Source organism: Butyricimonas sp. Marseille-P3923 (assembly GCF_900184685.1).
Taxonomy (GTDB): domain Bacteria; phylum Bacteroidota; class Bacteroidia; order Bacteroidales; family Marinifilaceae; genus Butyricimonas; species Butyricimonas muris.
Map to the genome: position 1 here is coordinate 295,817 of NZ_FXXL01000006.1, position 20,447 is coordinate 316,263.

Annotated in this window: 16 protein-coding genes and 1 tRNA gene; 8 read left to right on the plus strand and 9 right to left on the minus strand. The window is 44.4% G+C overall.

Annotation, left to right across the window (positions count from 1 at the left end; genetic code table 11):
• Positions 1 to 3: 3 nt before the first annotated feature.
• From CS948_RS07155 to CS948_RS07185, 7 genes are all read right to left on the minus strand, one after another.
• The gene (locus tag CS948_RS07155; protein WP_099291032.1) at positions 4 to 924 is read right to left on the minus strand and encodes an ABC transporter ATP-binding protein; all 921 of its coding nucleotides are present in this window, start codon (positions 922 to 924) and stop codon (positions 4 to 6) included.
• A 62-nt stretch (positions 925 to 986) separates the two neighbouring features.
• Complete coding sequence (locus tag CS948_RS07160) at positions 987 to 2,672, minus strand: PKD-like family lipoprotein (RefSeq protein ID WP_176554964.1); 1,686 nt, start codon at positions 2,670 to 2,672, stop codon at positions 987 to 989.
• 20 nt (positions 2,673 to 2,692) lie between these two features.
• The gene (locus CS948_RS07165) at positions 2,693 to 3,439 is read right to left on the minus strand and encodes a DUF4843 domain-containing protein (RefSeq protein ID WP_099291034.1); all 747 of its coding nucleotides are present in this window, start codon (positions 3,437 to 3,439) and stop codon (positions 2,693 to 2,695) included.
• Positions 3,440 to 3,457: 18 nt separating this feature from the next.
• Complete coding sequence (locus CS948_RS07170; RefSeq protein WP_255301897.1) at positions 3,458 to 5,098, minus strand: RagB/SusD family nutrient uptake outer membrane protein; 1,641 nt, start codon at positions 5,096 to 5,098, stop codon at positions 3,458 to 3,460.
• Positions 5,099 to 5,118: 20 nt separating this feature from the next.
• Entirely contained in the window at positions 5,119 to 8,481 is a 3,363-nt protein-coding gene (locus CS948_RS07175; RefSeq protein ID WP_255301898.1) for a SusC/RagA family TonB-linked outer membrane protein, read from the minus strand.
• Positions 8,482 to 8,629: 148 nt separating this feature from the next.
• Positions 8,630 to 9,838: a FecR family protein gene (locus tag CS948_RS07180; protein ID WP_099291036.1), complete on the minus strand. Its 1,209-nt coding sequence runs from the start codon at positions 9,836 to 9,838 to the stop codon at positions 8,630 to 8,632.
• A gap of 160 nt (positions 9,839 to 9,998) precedes the next feature.
• A complete protein-coding gene (locus CS948_RS07185) occupies positions 9,999 to 10,535 on the minus strand; it encodes an RNA polymerase sigma factor (protein ID WP_099291826.1) in 537 nt (178 codons plus the stop codon).
• A gap of 403 nt (positions 10,536 to 10,938) precedes the next feature.
• Between CS948_RS07185 and CS948_RS07190 the strand changes: the two genes are divergently transcribed.
• From CS948_RS07190 to CS948_RS07220, 7 genes are all read left to right on the plus strand, one after another.
• Positions 10,939 to 11,835: a TatD family hydrolase gene (locus CS948_RS07190; RefSeq protein WP_255301899.1), complete on the plus strand. Its 897-nt coding sequence runs from the start codon at positions 10,939 to 10,941 to the stop codon at positions 11,833 to 11,835.
• 3 nt (positions 11,836 to 11,838) lie between these two features.
• Entirely contained in the window at positions 11,839 to 12,879 is a 1,041-nt protein-coding gene (locus CS948_RS07195) for an asparaginase (protein WP_099291037.1), read from the plus strand.
• Between the two features lie 127 nt (positions 12,880 to 13,006).
• The gene (locus CS948_RS07200; RefSeq protein WP_099291038.1) at positions 13,007 to 13,816 is read left to right on the plus strand and encodes a MotA/TolQ/ExbB proton channel family protein; all 810 of its coding nucleotides are present in this window, start codon (positions 13,007 to 13,009) and stop codon (positions 13,814 to 13,816) included.
• Between the two features lie 3 nt (positions 13,817 to 13,819).
• Positions 13,820 to 14,266, plus strand: coding sequence for a hypothetical protein (locus CS948_RS07205; RefSeq protein WP_099291039.1), 447 nt, complete (start codon positions 13,820 to 13,822; stop codon positions 14,264 to 14,266).
• Between the two features lie 5 nt (positions 14,267 to 14,271).
• Complete coding sequence (locus CS948_RS07210) at positions 14,272 to 14,859, plus strand: biopolymer transporter ExbD (RefSeq protein WP_176554965.1); 588 nt, start codon at positions 14,272 to 14,274, stop codon at positions 14,857 to 14,859.
• Positions 14,859 to 15,323, plus strand: a complete 465-nt coding sequence (locus CS948_RS07215) for a biopolymer transporter ExbD (RefSeq protein WP_099291041.1) — start codon at positions 14,859 to 14,861, stop codon at positions 15,321 to 15,323. The genes CS948_RS07210 and CS948_RS07215 overlap by 1 nt, the downstream gene beginning before the upstream one ends.
• Positions 15,324 to 15,410: 87 nt before the next feature.
• Positions 15,411 to 15,482 (plus strand) — tRNA-Arg (locus tag CS948_RS07220).
• A 40-nt stretch (positions 15,483 to 15,522) separates the two neighbouring features.
• Here CS948_RS07220 and CS948_RS07225 read toward each other — a convergent pair.
• A complete protein-coding gene (locus tag CS948_RS07225; protein WP_255301900.1) occupies positions 15,523 to 16,083 on the minus strand; it encodes a flavodoxin in 561 nt (186 codons plus the stop codon).
• 398 nt (positions 16,084 to 16,481) lie between these two features.
• On the opposite strand from CS948_RS07225, the gene CS948_RS07230 reads away from it, so the two are divergent.
• Positions 16,482 to 18,953, plus strand: a complete 2,472-nt coding sequence (locus tag CS948_RS07230; protein WP_141560905.1) for an ATP-binding protein — start codon at positions 16,482 to 16,484, stop codon at positions 18,951 to 18,953.
• Positions 18,954 to 19,095: 142 nt separating this feature from the next.
• Here the strand turns inward: CS948_RS07230 and CS948_RS07235 are convergent, their stop codons facing one another.
• The gene (locus CS948_RS07235; RefSeq protein ID WP_099291043.1) at positions 19,096 to 20,427 is read right to left on the minus strand and encodes a sigma-54 dependent transcriptional regulator; all 1,332 of its coding nucleotides are present in this window, start codon (positions 20,425 to 20,427) and stop codon (positions 19,096 to 19,098) included.
• Positions 20,428 to 20,447 lie beyond the last annotated feature (20 nt).

Genomic DNA, 20,447 nt, shown 5'->3' on the forward strand with positions numbered 1-20,447 from the left:
ATACTATTTTTTGGACAACTCGGCAAAAATGGTATCCAGCGAACTCTTCTCCTGTTGCAACTCGGTCAACTGCCATCCCCGGGTATAGCTGGCTTCCACGATACGATCCATCGCCTCCCGGGCATCCGAGAACTGGATGCGGAACCTGGGACCTCCCAATTCTTCCACCCGCACGATTCCCGGAAGAGCCTGTATATCCGCTACCAACGGAACCGCCGCCAGAGAAACCACCAGCGTATTAGGCTGCAAATAGTTATCAAATTCATTCACCGTTCCGGAAAAAACTAAGGACCCCTGCTCAATCATCCGGATATAATCACAAGTCGCCTGCACCTCCGTCAAGATATGTGTCGACAGAATCACCGTACGCTCTTGCGCAATCTCCTTTATCAAATGGCGCACCTCCACGATTTGATTCGGGTCCAAACCGTTCGTCGGTTCATCGAATATCACCAGTTCCGGTTTATGGATAATTGCCTGAGCAATCCCCACCCGTTGTTGATAACCTCCCGATAAATTATGAATCACCCGTTTCGCAAAATGCGAAATACCGCAACGTTCCATCACCTCCTTGATCGCTTTCTTCACCTCCCGATCCGGAATATGACGCAACTCTGCACAATACTCAAGATATTCCTCGACTGTCAAATCCGGGTGCAACGGCGGCACCTGCGGTAAGAATCCGATATGCCGCTTCGCCTCAACCGGATTCTTGCTCACGCTGACCCCCTTTATAAACACATCCCCTTCCGTCTGCTTCAACACCCCGCACATGATATTCATGGTTGTGGATTTCCCGGCTCCATTGGAGCCGAGTAATCCGTAAATACCATTTTTAGTTATCTCGAAATCAATATCCCGTATCGCCCATTGCACGCTGTAACGATGAGATAAATGTTCCACTTTTACAATTGCTTCTTCCATACAATAATTTACTTTTCAATTTTATCAATACGATCTACCAATCCCGGCAAATCTTGACACTATTAATACCAATCTTCATTACTAGTATGCCATCCGATCTGCTTCATGGAAACCACCTTACCTCCAAGATTTTTCTCGAACACTAACTTCGGCGAATTAATATTCCTTATATCATAAGCAAACATACTTCCGTCTTCACATCCTACCCACAATTGATCCAATGAAGCAAAAGCGTAAGCCAACGCCGTGATCTTGGAAGGGAACGAGGCATTAAACTCAAGGAATCTCACCGTCTTATCGCTCCAATCAGTCCCTCGCTGCACGTAATACAATTTATCTCCTACCGTATAAAAATCCCGATATTTAGCAGCATTTGCCGTTTCACTAATATCTCTATTAGATGCACTAACAAGAATTACCGATGAAGCATCCAATTTCACGGGCAAATAAAACCAACGCTCCATTCCCATGTAAGTCAACACTCCATTTCTATTATCAAAAGAGAAATCATCAACTAAAGTTTGAGGCTTAGACGAAGTCGGATCATTATAATATATTGTGAAAAGTTGTGTTGTCCCGCCATATCCCCAGCTAATATGGTTTTTAGCAGTAAGAAACAAAACCTCCGTACCTTCCGGGAATCCGGACACCGCCGGAGCCCCGTAATCTCTATTAATAGGAAGCACCCTTGTTTTATAAACAGAAGTCCACTCATGCTCTCCATAACTAATATCTTCTCTCCACGTCGTTGCCATCACCACTCTCCGATTCTTTTCATCATAACAAGGAATAAGTCCCCCGTATCGAGTATGCCCGATTTTCGTGATCTTATACCCTTTGGCATCAATATAATAAGGCTCCGTTAAATACTTACCCGTCAAATAATTCGCTGACCTCATTCTGGTAAACAAACGCCCGTCTTTCGTGGCAACAAAAGAAGCCGAACCTTCCCCGAAACTAGGACTCTGCGGAGCCTTTTCCTTCATGGCTATAATGTTAAAATCTGCGGGTGTCCCGTCCAAAAATTGATCCTTCACCTCGCTCACCTTCTCGAGATTCTGCATATTCACCTCGTAGGCAACTTGATCGGTCAGTATCACGCACGCACCACTGGCACTCACGTCCCGGGAAGTCTCCATCACCAGATCAAGCGGACTACCCGGAATCTCGTGTCCATTAATATCCTTATAGGCATCATCCCTAAACTCGTACTTGATAACCTTTTGCCCCTTCTCCTCTACAACACGCAAGCGAACAACTGAAAGTTTAGCGTTTTTACCATTTTCCGACAGAAGAAACCAATCATCCGGGGCAAACGTCGGATAAATCCACACGTAAAGCCGAGCCGGAAAAACAATTCCCGTCTTTTTCTCAATAATATTAAACGTCCCCCACTCCCCTTGACTATCACTATAACGTTTCAAATCTATTTTTTCAACCAACTCATCCGTCGGTATCTCAAAATCCAACTCTTCACTAATAACCACATCCCCAATCTTCCACTCGTAACGCACCTCTTCGGCACGTGCCACGGAATCCCCTTCCCATCTAAACATACTACTTCCCGTGAACTTCATCACCTCGCCCTTTCCGGCATACCCGTATATATTTTTAGGCGTACGATCATTGAACTCCTGTTCCCATGTCGGGGGATTGATTTCCACGTAATCATAATTTCCCTCGTCTTCAAAACATCCGGCTAACAAACCGAACATCAATAATACAAAATACAACCTTATATATTTCATAATACATCTTCATTTATTGATTAAACTTCCACTGCCATCCACTCGTAATTCTCTTCGTCATATATCGGATTTTCAGCCAAATATTGTTTAAACGCTTTCGTCAACTTAATAGCCTCGTCCGGATAATTCTTTATCATGTCACCATCCATATCATACGCCCCCGGTACATTCTCCAAAAACGTCTTATACTTCAATGAGGAATAGGGACCCAACAATCCGGCTTCCACCTCCCGCGTCCACCACACGGGACGTACGGCATCCTTTGTTAAATGAATCACCGCCCGAGACCGCTCGAATTGCCCGACCTGCACCTCGTCCGTTGGCACAATTTGTACCGTCAACCGAATCCCTTCCTCCAACTCATCCAAACGGGAACTCTTGTTCATTCGAATCTGTATCGTATCCAAAATCAATTTCGCATCCTCCGAAATAGGACGAGCCCGAAACGTGTACACATCTTCCAAGACGTATTCATTCGGGGTTGCAGTTGTCATCTCGTCCACCACCTTCAACCCGAAATGTAGATCCTCCGTTATAGGTCTTCCAGCCAACGCCACAACCACATCTGCCATCACGTACTCATCCGTTGGCTTGGCAAAAAAGAAAGTCACATCCGTCGAATCCGCTTTAGCTGTACCGGGAGCCTTCTCGTCCATAAAAAACTTATAAAAATAAACTTCATGACGTCCCCCGAACGGCTTAATATCCTGCTCGGAACAAGACCAAAATACGACCACACAAATAGCGAACAATAATATCTTTTTCATACTCATTCAATTTATCGATTACATACTCTGATCATCCGGCACGGGCAACATATACTCGGACTTGTTCAATTCCCGAATCTCGTCCTCTTTAAAATAAATCTTTGTCCCCAAGCGCTTATACAAATAAAATAGCTGACCTTCGGAAATCCACTCCCGCTGTGCGTCACGAATCAAATCCCGTTGGAACCCTTCATAATTCTGAGCCACGGGCAAATCTTCCATCGTCTTCCACTCCATATTTCCACCCTCACCCGGTACTTCCGCGTAATCCGAACGCTCCCGGCGAATATCATTCAATATCTTGTAAGCCTCCTCCATACGTTGATTTCTGGCATAATATTCCGCCATGATATAACGCATCTCTGTTGCCCGAATTACCGGTAAAATCTGCACATTCTTTTGACGTGTCGTCGCATCATCACTACAATACCATTTTGCAGAAATCTTATAATCCCCCCAAATACTATGATCTTCCGGTTTATAAAGCAAACACTTAGAACGAATATCCATCTGTGCCTCATCCATATTCCCGTCCGGTCTTTGGAATATCTTTTGTTTTTCCAAATCAAGCATCAACCAATTCCCTTGATTCATCCCATTCGTTTTTTTCTGGAAAAAATTTGCCAGACCATAATCATTATATGCCTCTTCATTATAAATGGCAAAAATCAAACCGGATACATTCTTTAAATCATTCTTTTCCTCGTAATTACTCCCTCGAACCCCGTTAAAATCATCCCTGGAAAACATATCATAAGAATTACCCGAAGGTCCCGTTGCTTTAAATTTCATCACCGCCTCTGCCATATGGAACGCCTCCTCCTGCATTCCCGCATACTGGTATGCCCTTGCCAACAGAGCTGTAATTGCGTAATAACTCAAACGATAACCTCGTCCCAAATAAAAACCGTCTATAGAACTTTCCTTTTGGTATCCTTCCATTCCATACTCCAACTCTCCATAGAAACGAGTTTTTCCGGAAGCACTCATACTCATCCCCAGAGCCGTGGTATCAAACTCGATCGTCAACTCGCGAGCCTTATTCAAATCCCGGATCACCTTCTCCATAAAAGGCTTCACCCCAATCCCATTCGGCTGAATATTAGGATACTCCTCCACGTACGGAACCCGCTGTTCCCCATCATCATGAATCAAAGCAGGAGCAAAAAGGCGCAACAAATCGAAATGCATCAAAGCTCTACAAGCGTACGCTTCTCCCAAAATCATCTTACGTTCCGGCTCTCCCCCCGCGAACAAATCCGGGGACACATCCTCCAGATTCTGAATCAAATTATTAGCGTTAGCCACCACATTAAATCCATCCTTCCAGATAGCATTAATCGTGGGTCTCAAATCGGCATGATAATAATCAAAATTCCGAGCCAGTTTATACATATTGGTACCTTGCTCCCCGTATTTCCAATCCCACGTGTACTGCCGTGAAATACAATCGACAATCCCGAATTGCAATTCCACCCCGTACAAATTCTTAGACGCCATAGCCTCGTAAATCCCGGCCAAAACGGAACGATAACCGTCGCCCGTGGCGAACAACTCCTCGCTAGTTGCCTGTCCTTCCGGTTGCAAATCCAACCAATCCTTACACGAACCAAACGAAAGCAAGGACAACAAAAGCATCATTTGTAAATATATCTTCATATCCTAAATCATTAAATATTTTAAAAACCAAGTGTCAACGTAAAGCTGTAATTTTTAGCGTAAGGATAACTCGTCCCCCGTTCCTGCTTTATAGAAGACCAACGGCACACATCATTCATGTTGAACCGCAAACCCAACGAAGTCAAACGGTATTTTCGAATCAACTCTTGGCTAAAATCATATCCGCAAGAGATACCGCTAAATGCCAAGTAGTTATTATCCTGCACAAAACGAGAAGTCGGTTGTGTTTTTTGCTTCCTTGCCAAATCAAAGAAAGGTGCGATATCTCCCGGCTTAATCCAACGTTGTGTCAACACCCTCCTATCCACGTTACTCCCGTCGATATCAGCCTCCTCCACCTTATTCTTGAGCGTTTCATTATAATCTTGAGCCCCCCATTGATACAAGAACGTCGTGTTCACGTAAAACCCTTTCCACGCGACATTGATACCAAAAGACCCCTGCGCATCCGGGCTCCTGTCACCCACTACAATCTCGTCGGCGGCATCCCACACGTAAGTACTCTGTCCATTACGTTTCCGGAACAACTCCTTACCATTAGACGGGTCAATTCCATAAGAAGGCACCGCATAAATAGCCGTCGTCGACGCCCCCACGTAATATTGAGTCAATGGGATATAAAGCAACTCGCCATACGCCTCTCTATCCTCGGCACTCATATTCTCGTCACTTTCTTGTTTTTTTCCATTATGGAAATCTTGGATATTTTGATTGTATCTCTCTGCCTCCTGCCCCAACTTCGTGATCTTATTCGTGTTGGAAGCCAGCGTGGCATTCAGTGCCACCGTCCAATCTTTGCTTTGCAACACTGTGGCATTCAACTTCAACTCAAACCCCTTATTCAGGATAGAACCCGCATTCGTGTAAAAACTGGAGAACCCGGATGAAGAACGAATTGTCAACTGTTCCAATTGATTTTTCGTCTCTTTCCTATAATAGGTTCCCTCCAAGACATAACGGTCATTAAAAAATCCCAAATTGATACCGACATCCACCGTATGCGTTTTCTCCCAAGTCAACTTAGGATTTCCCAACGCTATCAACGTATTCGACGGAGTATTATAATACCACTTATCCGAAGTCTGATACGTGGAAATAGCGGCATACGCAGGGAAATTCACATTACCCGTCACTCCATACGTACCCCGTAACCGCAAGGTACTCACCAACCAATGATCCTTCAACCATGAATAATTATGCACATTCACCCCGGCACCGACAGACCAGAAAGGAGCGAAACGCTTATCTTTCCCGAATTTAGAAGAACCATCCATACGGAAAGAAGCATCAAACAAATAAACATTATTAAACGAGTAATTAACAGAAGCTAAAATTCCCAACAAACGACTTTTATCGGAAGAAACATCAGCCTTTCGAGTTTGTTCCGCGGCGTATGTCGGCGAATGCAAATTACTCAACTGGAACCCTTGATACTCCAATGTTGTCATTTTATTATGCGACTCCTGAATATTCAAACCTGCTGTGGCATTTATAAAATGATCTCCTACCGATTTATTGAAATAAAACATCGCATTCGTGTTCCATGTAAAAGATTTATCGGAAATCGTTGTCAAAGCACCTCTTTCTCTCGTGGAAGTCGAGCTATACGCGGGGTCTTTCGGATCCGAGAAACTCTCCGTCTCCGAATCGGTCTTGGTTACAGAAAGCTGTCCCTTAAACGAAAACCCCTCTGAAAAATAAATATTCACACTAAAATTATCGGTCAAATCATTCAATTTCATCTTTCCCGCGTAACTGCCCAACATTTTAGCCCGATAAAGCGGGTTGACAGTCTTCCCGTCTTTCAACGTTTCCAACAGCTCACCGTCATTCGAGTAAGGAGCCCAGTAAGGCTGCAACTTCGCGTACAAATCAAAAGAACCGTATGGAGAATCCGAAGCCTTCGTCACATTAAAAGTAACAGAATTCATCACCTGTAACCACGATTTGTGCCGATAATCCAAATTCAAACCCACACCCATGTTATCCCGGTACGAATCGATCATAGCCCCGTTATGCGTCCCGTAATTCAAATCCAAACTGTAACGAATACTCTCCACACCACCGGAAACATTTAAACTATGCGAATGATTGAACACGTTATGCAACGGCTGAGCCAACCAGTCGGTTTCCACGCCCCTCCGTACCTCATTCACCAAATCATTATACGCGATATCTTTTATCAATTGTACACCGGGATCTCCATCCTCTGAAATATACTTTCCGGACAACCGTTCCACTTCCACCTTCTCCCAAGCATTACACAAATTATAATCGGACAAATCAGGAAACTCCGCTCCGGCATTAAAATTATACATTACCCGCAACTCTCCCGGCTTAGGCGCAACCGTCGTCACCACAACCACACCGTTAGCCGCACGAGAACCGTACATTGCCGTGGCAGCAGCATCTTTCAAGATTGTCATACTCTCGATTCGGTTAATATCCATGTCATAAATCTTCTGCACGGACACCTCGAAACCATCCAAGATAAAAATCGGCAAATTCGGGTTATCCTTCAAACTCGTTCTCTGTGAACGTCTAGCCTTCTCCATCTCCAAGCCGCGGTTCATACCGATACTCCCTTCCCCGCGAATCGTGAACTCGGGCAACGAGTTCGGGTCTGAACCGAAAAGCTTATTCTCCTTAATTCGAAAAGAAGGATCAAACGCCTGCAAAGCGGCAATCACGTTCTTGTTATTCGTCTTCAACAACTGGTCCTTATTCACCGTCGTAGCATTCCCGGTAAAACTCTCCTTACGCACGTTCATGTAACCGGTCACCACTACCTCGTCCATCTTCACCTTATCCTCCTTCATCACCACGTTGATCGTGTCCTTGCCCGCATACTTCACCTCTTGGGTAACCATCCCCACGAACGTGTATACCAGCACCACGTCCTTCATCTCCGGCAATGCCAACGAATAGCGCCCCTCGGCATTCGTGGCAGTACCAAGCCCAGTTCCCTTGATCCGAACCGTCACCCCCGGTAAAGGTTGTTTTGCCTCGTCCGTCACCCGTCCTGCAATACGGATTTCCTTTTTCTTCTCGTCCTCCTTCATGGGTTTCAGCACGATCACCGCCTCCTCGATCACGTAAGTCAACCCCGTGCCCTTCAAACACGCTTTCAATATCTCCTCGATACCGGAAGCTTTGACATTCACGCTAACCTTCCCGACCTTATCCAAGTCCTCCTGGTTATACATGAAAACAAAAGTAGTCTGGCGCTCTATCGCCCATAGCACATCTTTCAAATAAGAATCCTTCATCGAAAGAGTAATCTGTTGCCCCGTTTGGGAATACACCGACGCGTTCGTGCTCAATAATCCCAAAAGAACAAATAATAGTGTAAACTTCGTCATAAGCCATAGCTTTTTAAATTTCCCGAGGTTCTCCCGGAGAAAAATTGCTTTTTTTTCCATAAATTTGTTCACTAATTACATTAATAATTATCTCTGTCTCAACGGTGATAATTTCGGCAGGAAATGTTACCGGCATTTCCTGCCATTTTTATCTGCCGCGTTTAACCTTTAACATGTTTCCATTTCTCTCTATTTCTACCTTACCGTTCAACTCGAAAATGCGCAACAGAGGCTCTATCGTCTCGTGGCGGCTCATGTTAAAACCGAACCGGAAATCTTTCACCTCGTCACTGTCATACTCCACCGTCACATCATACCAGCGTTCGACATCCCGCATGATCTCCTCCAAACGCACGTCCCGAAAGCGAAATTTCCCCTCCTTCCAAGCTGTGTCATAACTCACATCCACCTTTTCCACTGTCACCTTGCCCGTCACCTTATCCAGCACGAAACGTTCATCCACCCGCAACCTTCTCGCCTCGGCAATACCCTTGCCGGAAACCTCGACAGCCCCCTGCACCAACGTCGTGCTCGTCATGTTATCATTCCGGTAAGCGGCTACATTAAAGCACGTTCCCAACACGGTTACATCATAACACGCCGTCCTCACGACAAACGGCTTCTCCTCGTCTCGTGCCACCTCGAAATAAGCCTCCCCTTCCAGTTCCACGTCACGGGTATCCCCGGTAAACCGGACGGGATAACGAATCCGGGTCATCGAATTCAAGTACACTTGCGTCCCGTCACTCAACACCAGTTGATATTCCCCGCCTTTCGGTACCGTTACCACGTTATACATCAAACTATCCGTCGGAACCTTCCCTGCCGTGTCTTGATAAGAAAGCATATTTCCGCAATTCTGTATAACCATTCCATCGTTTACCCGGATGGCACCGGAAGTTGCTGCCAAATCGACAACGTCCCCGGTGGACAAAATCAATGAAGCTTTCGCCCCTCCCGGTTCAATCGTGTGGCTCGCCATTACCGGTAACACGGACTTATCTTCCGTCTGTCCTTTCCACAGATACAGCGCCACGCACAAGGGTACCAGCAACACGGCAGCGTAACGCACGAAGCGTACCCACCCGCAGGAAATCCTTCTCTCCCGACTCCGTTTTTCCTTGTATCCCTTCCAGCCGCTCTCCTTGTCAAATGAATCGAACTGCAGCTTTTTCCACCTCCGGCTCTCCTCGTCCAACAACCGTTCGTACAAGCGTTCGTGTTTAGCCGAACTCTCCCGCCACGCCGCCAGCTTCCGTTCCTCCTCCCCCGACAATTCCCCCGTCAACGAGGCTGCTATCCATTGAGCGATAACAAAAGGATCGTATTCCATATCATTTTTTCCTTGCTTCATCATAAATAAATTTTTCCTCTATAAAACCGTCTGTTATTACAATCGTTTTAATATATAACACGAAAATCAATTTTTATGGGGAACGGAAAATTCATTTTATTCCATTTATTTTTCCAAACAGAATAAAACACACAGATTTACAAAAACTTACATTCTTGAAAAATCAATGAAGAAATACAAATACCAAGTAATAATAATCTTTCAGCATCACACGCAGTTTCTTGTAAGCAATTTTTTTCAACGTGTGCACGGAACTCTCGGCAACACCTAAACGTTCGGCGATCTCTGAATTTTTCAAACCGTCCAAGGACAACTGTATGACTTGACGTGTTTGCGGGGGCAACGCATTCACCGCCTCGTAAAAAATCCTGTACGCTTCTTCCTCGATCAATGTCTCCGTGTAAAATTCCTCCGACATCACGACAGACAAATCTTCCCGTTTCAATTTGTTATCCCGTATCGAATTCAGACAATGATTGCGCACGATCGTGTAAAGAAAAGACTTTATATTAAAGGTATCATTAAAATCCGCACGACGCTTCCAAAACTTCACGAAACTCTCCTGCACGATATCCGCGGCCAAAGTGTCATCCTTCAAGTAAGTCGTGGCGAACACGCACAAAGCCTGATAGTACTCGTCGAACAACTCCTTAAAAGCCAACTCGTCACCTTGTCTGATTTTTTCAATAGATAATCCCATTCTAGCCTGTTTACGGAATGAATCAAACACAAAATTATAAAAAATCGGGAAATTATTCCGTTTTACAAAAAAAATCAAGAACAAAATAAATATTCCAACATTAGATGTTGTATCAGAACAAAACGGGCTATCTAAAATTTCAATCGCACAAGGCTGTTTTCAATTTTCAACACAACACGAAGAAATCATCTACAAGTCAAGTCAATAACCTATATTAATACAACTATACTTCCATATCAATTCCGGTTCAATTCCGTCATGAACGCTATACGAACCCTATATGAACCCTATACGAACCCTATTATAAATAGCGTTCATAAAGGGAAGTAAAAGCTTATCTAAAGTTTTTTATGTACTACTAAACCGGAAGTCATATGGAAGTATAGTTTGATTCTTTCAGGTTATGAGTATATACAGTATTTATACTAATCCCGTGAAGAAAACCTGCAACCGGAAACCTTTGCATTCCCCCGAATTATTCCCTATATTTGTCCCGCAAGATAAAGGAAACATGTACATAGATACTCATTCGCACATTTATGCGGAAGAATTTGACAATGATCGGGATGAAACCGTGCGACGGGCTTTTGAAGCTGACGTCCGGTATATCATTTTACCGGATATAGATAGAACTACACGGCAATCCATGTTGGCGCTTGCCGGGCAATACCCGGATAACCTGTTCCCGTTGCTGGGAGTCCACCCTACCTCGGTCAACGCTTCGTACAAGGAAGAGATGAAAGCCTTCGAGAAACTTCTCGGGCAAACGACGATATACGGTATCGGGGAGTGCGGGATTGACCTCTACTGGGACAAAACTTATTACAAGGAGCAAATCGTCGTTTTTGAACGGCAACTGCATATCGCCCGTGAAATGGATCTTCCCGTGGTGATTCATTCAAGGGAATCCTTGCCGGAAATTTTCGCCGTGTTGAAAAAGCAACATTATAATATGAAGGGGATACTCCATTGTTTCCCCGGCAACGAGGAAGACGCCCGACGGGCGATAGATCTCGGGTTCCGATTAGGTATCGGCGGGGTCGTCACCTTCAAAAAATCTTCTATGGCCGAAGTCGTCGGCAAAATAGAAACGGAACACCTTGTTCTTGAAACGGACGCACCCTACCTCGCGCCTGTCCCTTTCCGGGGAAAACGGAATGAAAGTAGTTATATTCCGTGTATAGCCGCTAAAATTGCTGAAATTAGAGGTGTCGACACGAAAAAAATACAGGAAATAACAACGAATAATGCGATGAATTTATTTAATTTGCATAGCAAAAGCGTGGATAATAAATTTTGATTTATGACAAAACCCGTGTTGATTATATATACTGGCGGAACCATCGGGATGGTGAACGATCCCGAAACGGGGGCGTTATGCCCGTTCAATTTCGACCAGATTGCCTGTGAAGTTCCCGAAATCAAAGAATTCGGCTTCACGATCGATAGTTATACATTACCGGAAATCATCGACTCCTCGGATCTGCAACCGAAGCTGTGGAAAGATCTATGCGAGATCATCCTGAAGAATTACGACGATTACCGGGGATTCGTGATCCTGCACGGAACGGACACGATGGCATACTCGGCAGCGGCATTGAGTTTCATGCTGAACAACCTGACGAAACCGGTCGTGTTTACCGGATCGCAATTGCCGATCGGGAAAATTCGCACGGACGGGAAAGAAAATCTGATCGCCGCCATCGAAATCGCGGCGGCTTATGACCAAGAAAAAGCTATCGTACCGGAAGTATGTATCCTGTTCGGGGCTAAATTATTCAGGGGAAACCGAACGACCAAGATAAACGCCGAGAGCTTCGATGCGTTCCAGTCATTCAATTATCCCCCTTTAGCGAGCATAGGTATTCATATCCATTACGATTACAGTGCGATTGATTACACGCCGAGGGTGGAACCGGTGGAGGCATTCTGCGACGTGGACACGAATATCGCCATATTGAAAATATTCCCGGGTATGCGTCCGGAAGTGATCGACGCCGTAACGGGTATCCCGGGACTGAAAGGAATCATACTCGAAACTTACGGTTCCGGGAATGCCCCGACAAATAAAGTTTTTCTTAACAAAGTAAAGGATGCCCTGTCGAAAGGTATCTTTATATATAATGTTACCCAATGCCAAGGCGGAAGCGTGGAAATGGGTAAGTATGAAACAAGTAGAGAATTACTTAACGCCGGAGTTATCAGCGGGCATGACATCACGACGGAAGCGGCAGCGTGTAAAATGATGTACGTGCTGGGCAAATATAAAGACCCTAACGAAGTGAAAAAATATTTAAATAACGCCTTGAAGGGAGAAATATCACCCAAATATATTGGCTTTTAACGTTTTTTTTATACCTTGGTGCCCGATTTGGACTCAAGGTGGTGCAAATTGAAAAATATAACAGCTTAAAACAAAATATAGAGTTAAAATTTAATTATTAATAAACTAAAAATCAGTTAAATTGATCATGAGAAAATTATTTGCACTAATAGCAGTTTTAGGAATGCTTACTATTGGAGCATCATCTATGCTAATGGCTCAAGAGGATGAAATGACTCAAACAGAGACCACAGAAACTTATCAAGACGAAGAAACTACAACAGACCCGACCGTTCTGGAAGATGAAGACGCCATCGAAAGCTCTTCTTTCCACGCCGTTGTAAAACAAAAATTCATCGAGGGTGGTGCCATGTTCATGAGCTTCGTTATCTTGGCTTTGATCTTTGGTTTGGCTATCGCTATCGAGAGAGTTATCTACTTGAACTTGGCAGCTACTAATAGCAAGAAATTAATCGCGAGTGTAGAAGACGCTTTGGAAAACGGTGGTGTTGAAGCAGCGAAAGAAGTATGCCGCACGACCAGAGGTCCTATCGCAAGTATTTTCTATCAAGGATTATCCCGTTATGACCAAGGAATCGAAATGGTAGAGAAATCCGTTGTTTCTTACGGTTCCGTTCAAATGGGACTTTTGGAAAAAGGAATGTCTTGGATCGCTTTGTTTATCGCTTTGGCCCCGATGTTGGGATTCTTGGGAACAGTTATCGGTATGATCGACGCCTTCGATAAGATTCAGGCTGCAGGTGATATCCAACCGTCATTGGTTGCGGGAGGTATCAAGGTTGCGTTGATCACGACCGTTGCCGGTTTGATCGTTGCCATGATTCTTCAGGTGTTCTACAACTACTGTGTTGCAAAAGTTGAAAGTATCGTAAACGATATGGAAGATGCATCCGTAACCTTGTTAGATATCCTTGTAAAGTACAATCAAAAACACTAAACCATGCTTAAAGTAACCAAGTTATTAAATATCCTAACCATTGCAATGTTTGCCATTACAGTGGTGTTAGTTGGGTTATTTTTCTTCGGGGGAGAGCTTCCGAACGCCCAATATAGCACGCCTGTATACACAGACCAATTAATATGGTGGGCATATATATTGTTCGGGTTGACAGCCCTTGCTGCTTTAGTATTCCCGATTGGTCGCCTGTTGACCAACCCGAAACAGGCAGTTAAAACGCTGATTGCGCTCGTCGGAGTATGTTTACTCGTTTTAATCGCTTATTCCATGTCAGACGGAACGATCATGAATCTTCCGGGATACGACGGACCGGACAACGTGGAAGGCACTTTGAAATTTGCCGATACGATGTTGTTTACCATGTATTTCTTGGGAATCGGAGCCGTGTTGGCAATTATTGTAACTGAAATTATCAGACGCTTTAGATAATTATTATGGCAAGAAAAAAGACACCGGAAATTAATGCCACTTCAACGGCGGACATCGCATTCTTGTTGTTGATCTTCTTCTTGGTATCAACAACAATGGACGTCGATTCCGGTTTGTTCAGACGGTTGCCGCCCATGCCACCCGAGGATAAAGTACAGATTCCTCCCGTTGCCAAACGTAACGTTTTACAGGTGATGGTAAACAAGGATGATATGTTGGCTGTAAATTCCGAGATGATGGACATTTCCCAGTTGAAGGCAAAAACGATAGAATTTATCCTGAACAAGGATAATAAACCGGATCTCCCGAGCAAGAAATTGAAAGAGATTCCTTTCTTCGGGCAGGTCGAGATCTCGAATGGTATAGTTTCCCTGCAAAGTGACCGCGGTACGTCTTACAAAATGTATATTGCCGTTCAAGATGAATTGACGGCAGCGTACGATGAAGTAAGAGATATGAAGGCCATGGAGAAGTGGGGAAAGAAGTATAGTGAACTCACGGAAGAGCAGATGGATGCGGTAAGAAAATACATCCCGACAGCTATTTCCGAGGCAGAACCTAAGAATGTTGGACAGAAAGGAGGAGGTAAATAATGGCTAAATTCAGAAAAGAAGGCTCGAAAGATGTACCGGCAATTTCAACGGCATCTTTACCTGACATCGTTTTCATGTTGTTATTCTTCTTCATGGTAAGTACAACGATGCGCGAGGTTACCCTTATGGTCAACAACGGTATGCCCGAGGCAAGACAAGTTTCAAAATTGGAAAAGAAATCCTTGGTTAGTAATATCTATATCGGGAAACCGAAAGATCAGTTTGTCGGGGTATACGGTAGTGAACCGCGTATTCAGTTAAATGATAAACTTGCCAATTTAAATGAAATCAGTGCCTTCGTGATCGCCGAGCAGGAAACTCGCAAGGAGGAAGAGCGCAACATGATTACCAACAACTTGAAAGTTGATCAATTTACAAAGATGGGTATTGTTACCGACGTGAAGCAAGAACTGCGTAAAGCGAATTCGCTTCGTATCAGCTACGCGACACGGAAGAAAGTATAATACTTTTATCAATTATAATTTAAAAAAAGGGGGCAAATGCTCCCTTTTTTTAAAAAATTGATTAGCTTTGCACTCGGATAAAACAATGGTCCCCTAGTTCAATGGATAGAATGAAGGATTCCGGTTCCTTTGATATGGGTTCGAGTCCCGTGGGGATCACATAAAAGAATGTGTGTCAGTTTTGACACACATTTTTTATTCACCGGATTACCTTAATCTCCCGCAACCATTTCAATATATCCTCTTTCGCTTTCTTCACTTGGCTGCCTCGTACCGGGAAGCCGTCCAGTACCTTTGATTTCGGGCAAAGTTTCTTGATATCATCACCCGTATGTCCCATGCGGCTACCCTCGTGTGTCATAAACGGGATGATTGTTTTTCCCGATAAATTATACCCGGACAAGAATGTTGCCACGGGAGGGGCAATCGTCGCCCACCAACAAGGCGAACCCACGAATATGGTATCGTACTGCTCGATATTTTCGATCTTTCCCTTTATTGCAGGTTTATGTCCTTCCGCGATCTCTTTCTTTGCCTGATCGACTACCGCCTGATAGTTGGTCGGATAGGCTTTCTCCGGTACGATTTCAAAAACATCGGCACCCGTGGCTTCTTTTATCTGGTTCGCCACCTCTTTGGTATTCCCGCTATGGGAATAATACACGACCAGTACTTTTTTCTTTTCCGCTGAAGGCTGTGCTTCCAATCCGACGCCGGTGAATACCGCCGCTAACATGAATAAATAACATTTCTTGCTCATACTATTCTATTTTTGTGGTTATTATATTGTATCTCGTTTATTCGATAATACAAAAATAAGGGGAAACGATAAACCGTTCGTTATACGAATTACGGATATATATACCCGTATTACTGATCAGGGCAAACGCGTCAAAACGCTTTTGCCCTTTTAGTCAAAAGTTTATAAAGTCCATAAAGTTCATAAGGTTTATGGACCCTAGCGGGCGCTTTGTCCACGGCAGCATGGCTGCCGGTAAACCTTGTCCGAAGGACGCCCAGTACTTTATGAACTTTATAAACTTTAGGAGCTGAAAAGCTCAACTTTATGAACCGGGCGAAAAGCGTTTTTAACGCATTTGCCCTGTGTTACCGATTCGGATTATCGGGATTTTTATACCTTTGTACAAACTGATAGTTATGCAAAGACCGTTTAAATTTACCAAATTCAAACTGATCACGGGGTATATTCTGATACTCCTTCTCGGTGCTATTGCCATCATTTTTATTTACAAGCAGACGATAGCTCTCACGGAGAAAGGGAATGACGAGATTGTCATGCAACAGAAATTATTCATCATCGGCAACACGCTGACAAAATTATACGAGGCAGAGAATACCGGGTTGTCTTTTTCCCAAACCGGCTCGGAAAAGAATTTCAACAGGTATATGCAATTGATTCAAGATATCCGGTATAATATGGATACCTTGAAATATCTGTCCATGAGCGAGGAACAAAACATGCGGATCGACACGGTTCACGCGCTTTTGAGCGACCGGATACAGAATTTGAAAGATTTACTCTATGTCAAGAAATACGCTATCCCGGAGGATTTTTATAATAAGACAGTTGAAAAGATTGAATTTCTGAAAGACTCTATCGGCAAAGAGCCTAAAATCAAACACCGGATTGTCGCGACAGTGGATAGCAGTAAGATTATTAAAGAAAAGAAAGGATGGCTCGGCATCCGTACTAAAAGGGATTCCATTTTAAGAGTGGACACGACCTATCACTATTTCGCGGACACGGTCGGGATATCCAATAACACGGATTCACTCATGAACGTGATTCGCGATTCGTGGAGTCAATACCAGCAAGAGAAAGAAGAAATCGATGCAGAGATTTACAAGCGGGAAAAGATTGTCATACAAAGCGGACAAAAGATCACGGAACGTTTGAAACGCATATTAAAAGCCCTCGAAAAAGAGGAAATCGAGCACACCCGCATCCGTTTGGAACAGCAGCAAACAACCACCGAACAGCTTACCCAAACGCTCTCGTGGGTGGCAATCATAGCCTGCTTGCTGGTGGTGTTTTTTGTTATTCTTATCATCAATGACATCAGCCAAAGCCAACGATACAGGCGGGAACTGGAAGCCGCCAACGCTTACACGGAACGTTTGTTGCACAACCGGGAAAAGTTGATGCTTACCGTTACGCATGATATAAAATCACCTCTAAGTTCTATTATCGGGTATATTGAATTACTGAGCAATACACCCTTGGAGGAACGCCAATATTATTTCCTCCGGAACATGAAAGGCTCTGCCGAGCATATATTGCATCTAGCTAACAACCTACTGGATTTCTCCAAGTTGGAAGCCAACAAAATGGAGATTAATACCGTTCCGTATACTCCCGGTCGCCTCCTGCAAGAGATTGCAGACAGTTTTCTGCCCTTGGCCGGAGAAAAAGGATTGGAATTAAGGAGTGATATCAGCAACGCACTGAACGAACATTTCTTGGGCGATCCCATGAAAGTAAGGCAGATCGTGGTGAATATCCTCTCCAACGCCATCAAATACACTCAAAAAGGTAAGATTTCGCTCTCCGCCTTTATCCCCGGAACCAACAACGAGCAACTGATGATCGTTATCAAAGACTCCGGTCCCGGCATGACGGAAGAAGAACAGGAACTTATTTTCAAGGAATTTACCCGACTTACGCCACAGCACAATAACGGCGCGGAAGGAACCGGATTGGGACTCACGATCACGATGCAACTCGTACACCTGTTAGGAGGAGAACTCTCCCTCAACAGTAAAAAGGGGGAAGGAAGCACATTCACCGTGAAACTTCCTCTCGTGAAAGCGCCCATGCAAGAAACAGCCGCGACAGAACCGGGACAAATCGCTCCCGTTATGCACGAGGGAACAAAAGCCTTCCTCGTGGATGATGATGAATTACAGCTTACCGTCAATTCGGAATTTTTGCGTAAAGTAGGTATTAGCAGCGACACGTGCACCCATCCTCTTGAAGCGCTGTCCATACTCGAAAAAGGGAATTACGACCTTGTTCTCTCGGATATACAGATGCCTGATATGGACGGGTTCGAACTGGTGAAACAGATCAGACAGTCAGCATCGGAAAAGATAAAAGACCTTCCTGTCATCGCGCTGTCGGCACGAGCTGACATGCAGGAGCAGGAGTACCTTGATGCCGGGTTCTCTGCCTACCTGAATAAACCGTTTACCCCGGAACAACTTTACACCAAGGTAAACGAGTTATTGGACTGGGACATCAAAATAGCTCCACCCACGGGTGAAGACCATGACACGAACGCACCTTTTGACCTAAGTATGATCATGGTCTTCGCCGACAACGATAAGGATGCCGCAAACCAGATCATTCAATCCTTTGTTTCGGATTGTGTCCAGAATTTCCAACATCTTGAGGAACACGTGCAGCAACACGAGATGGAACAAGTCAAGAAACTCGCTCACAAGATGCTGCCTATGTTCAAACAATTGTCAATCCATCAAGTTATACCGCTATTACTCTCCCTCGAGAGAATGGATCCCGAACAAGTGGAAGAAGCACAGGTAGCTGAAACCGTGAGAAAAGTCGTTCAAACGGGGAATGAAGTAATACAGTTGCTTCGGAGTTTATAAAGTTCATAAGGTTTATAAAGTTACGGGTGTCCTTCGGACAAAATTAAAACGGCAGCACAAGCTGCCGTTGATATAATATCTCGTTGATTTTTTTAAACTTTATGAACTTTTTAAACTTTATAAACCTTATAAACTTTACAAACTATAAATCCTCCAACCCATAGTTTTTTAGCTTATTATACAGGGTTTTTCGGTCGATTTGGAGCATCCGGGCAGCCTCGCTCTTGTTATTCCTGCACTTTTGCAGAGCTTCCTTTATTAATTCGATTTCCATCTCCCGGCGGGTACCCATCGTCTTTTCCGGTTCGACAGGCTTTTGTGATAATTCCGGTGGCAAGCATATCTTGGTGATTAATTTTCCTTGGCAAAGCAGGGTTGCCCGTTTCACGATATTACGCAATTCACGAAGGTTACCCGGCCAAGCGTAAGTATTAAATATCCGCATCACCTCATCATCAAATCCTGCCACTTGTTTACCCAATTCTTCGTTCGCCTTGTCAAGGAAATGATTGGCAAATACCATGATATCCTCTTTCCGTTCTCTTAACGGCAAAGCTTGGATGGAAAACTCGTTGAGACGATGGTATAAGTCTTCCCGGAAACGCCCTTCGGCAACAGCTTCTTTCAAATTCTCGTTTGTAGCCGAAATAATACGCACGTCAAAAGGCACATCGACACTACTTCCCACGGGATGTACCTTGCGTTCTTCAAGGGCTCGCAACAATTGTACCTGCACGTCATAAGGCAGATTACCTATCTCATCGAGGAAAATCGTTCCCCCGGATGCCGTCACAAAATATCCTTGTTTATCACACGCTGCCCCCGTAAAAGCACCTTTCACGTGTCCGAAAAGTTCGCTCGTGGCAATATCTCTCGGGATAGCCCCGCAATCCACTGCCACGAAAGGCCCGTCTTTCCGGGCACTCGTCAAGTGAATCAGACGGGCTATATATTCCTTACCGGTACCGCTCTCGCCGTTAATTAAAACGGTCATCATGGTCGGTCCCACCAAACGGATATACTCGTACTGCTGATCAGCACTCTCACTTACCCCTTTTATATAAGCGAAAGCCGTTGTTTTAACTTTTGCCTGAACCGGCTTGGCAGGTTCCGTTTCCAGCTTCAACGCTTCCTGCAATTTCTTCAGAATTTCGTCCGGGATAACCGGTTTTGCCACGTAATCAAAAGCCCCCAACTTCATCGCCGTCACGGCTGTCTGAATATCGGCGTATCCTGTCATTAGCAACACCTGTGTCTCGGGTGTTTTCTCTTTAATCAACCGCAACAAATCAATCCCGTCCTTATCGGGTAAACGCAAATCCGTCAGCACAAGATCAAACGTCTCCTTGTCCAATTTTTTCACGGCTTCCTTGTACGAGAATGCATTCTCCACCTCGAATCCCCGTTTCCCTAACCAATTCTTCAACATGATACAGAAAGTCGTATCATCATCAACCACTAAGATTTTTGCCATACGTCGATTATTTTACACAC

Bases quoted from the DNA above. Each gene is read 5' to 3' on its own strand.
- CS948_RS07165 (WP_099291034.1), bottom strand. From the start codon at position 3,439: ATGAAAAAGATATTATTGTTCGCTATTTGTGTGGTCGTATTTTGGTCT.
- CS948_RS07185 (WP_099291826.1), bottom strand. From the start codon at position 10,535: ATGGGATTATCTATTGAAAAAATCAGACAAGGTGACGAGTTGGCTTTT.
- CS948_RS07210 (WP_176554965.1), top strand. From the start codon at position 14,272: ATGGCAAGAAAAAAGACACCGGAAATTAATGCCACTTCAACGGCGGAC.
- CS948_RS07205 (WP_099291039.1), top strand. From the start codon at position 13,820: ATGCTTAAAGTAACCAAGTTATTAAATATCCTAACCATTGCAATGTTT.
- CS948_RS07180 (WP_099291036.1), bottom strand. From the start codon at position 9,838: ATGATGAAGCAAGGAAAAAATGATATGGAATACGATCCTTTTGTTATC.
- CS948_RS07200 (WP_099291038.1), top strand. From the start codon at position 13,007: ATGAGAAAATTATTTGCACTAATAGCAGTTTTAGGAATGCTTACTATT.
- CS948_RS07215 (WP_099291041.1), top strand. From the start codon at position 14,859: ATGGCTAAATTCAGAAAAGAAGGCTCGAAAGATGTACCGGCAATTTCA.
- CS948_RS07175 (WP_255301898.1), bottom strand. From the start codon at position 8,481: ATGACGAAGTTTACACTATTATTTGTTCTTTTGGGATTATTGAGCACG.
- CS948_RS07155 (WP_099291032.1), bottom strand. From the start codon at position 924: ATGGAAGAAGCAATTGTAAAAGTGGAACATTTATCTCATCGTTACAGC.
- CS948_RS07195 (WP_099291037.1), top strand. From the start codon at position 11,839: ATGACAAAACCCGTGTTGATTATATATACTGGCGGAACCATCGGGATG.
- CS948_RS07225 (WP_255301900.1), bottom strand. From the start codon at position 16,083: ATGAGCAAGAAATGTTATTTATTCATGTTAGCGGCGGTATTCACCGGC.
- CS948_RS07190 (WP_255301899.1), top strand. From the start codon at position 10,939: ATGAGTATATACAGTATTTATACTAATCCCGTGAAGAAAACCTGCAAC.
- CS948_RS07230 (WP_141560905.1), top strand. From the start codon at position 16,482: ATGCAAAGACCGTTTAAATTTACCAAATTCAAACTGATCACGGGGTAT.
- CS948_RS07170 (WP_255301897.1), bottom strand. From the start codon at position 5,098: ATGAAGATATATTTACAAATGATGCTTTTGTTGTCCTTGCTTTCGTTT.
- CS948_RS07160 (WP_176554964.1), bottom strand. From the start codon at position 2,672: ATGAAATATATAAGGTTGTATTTTGTATTATTGATGTTCGGTTTGTTA.
- CS948_RS07235 (WP_099291043.1), bottom strand. From the start codon at position 20,427: ATGGCAAAAATCTTAGTGGTTGATGATGATACGACTTTCTGTATCATG.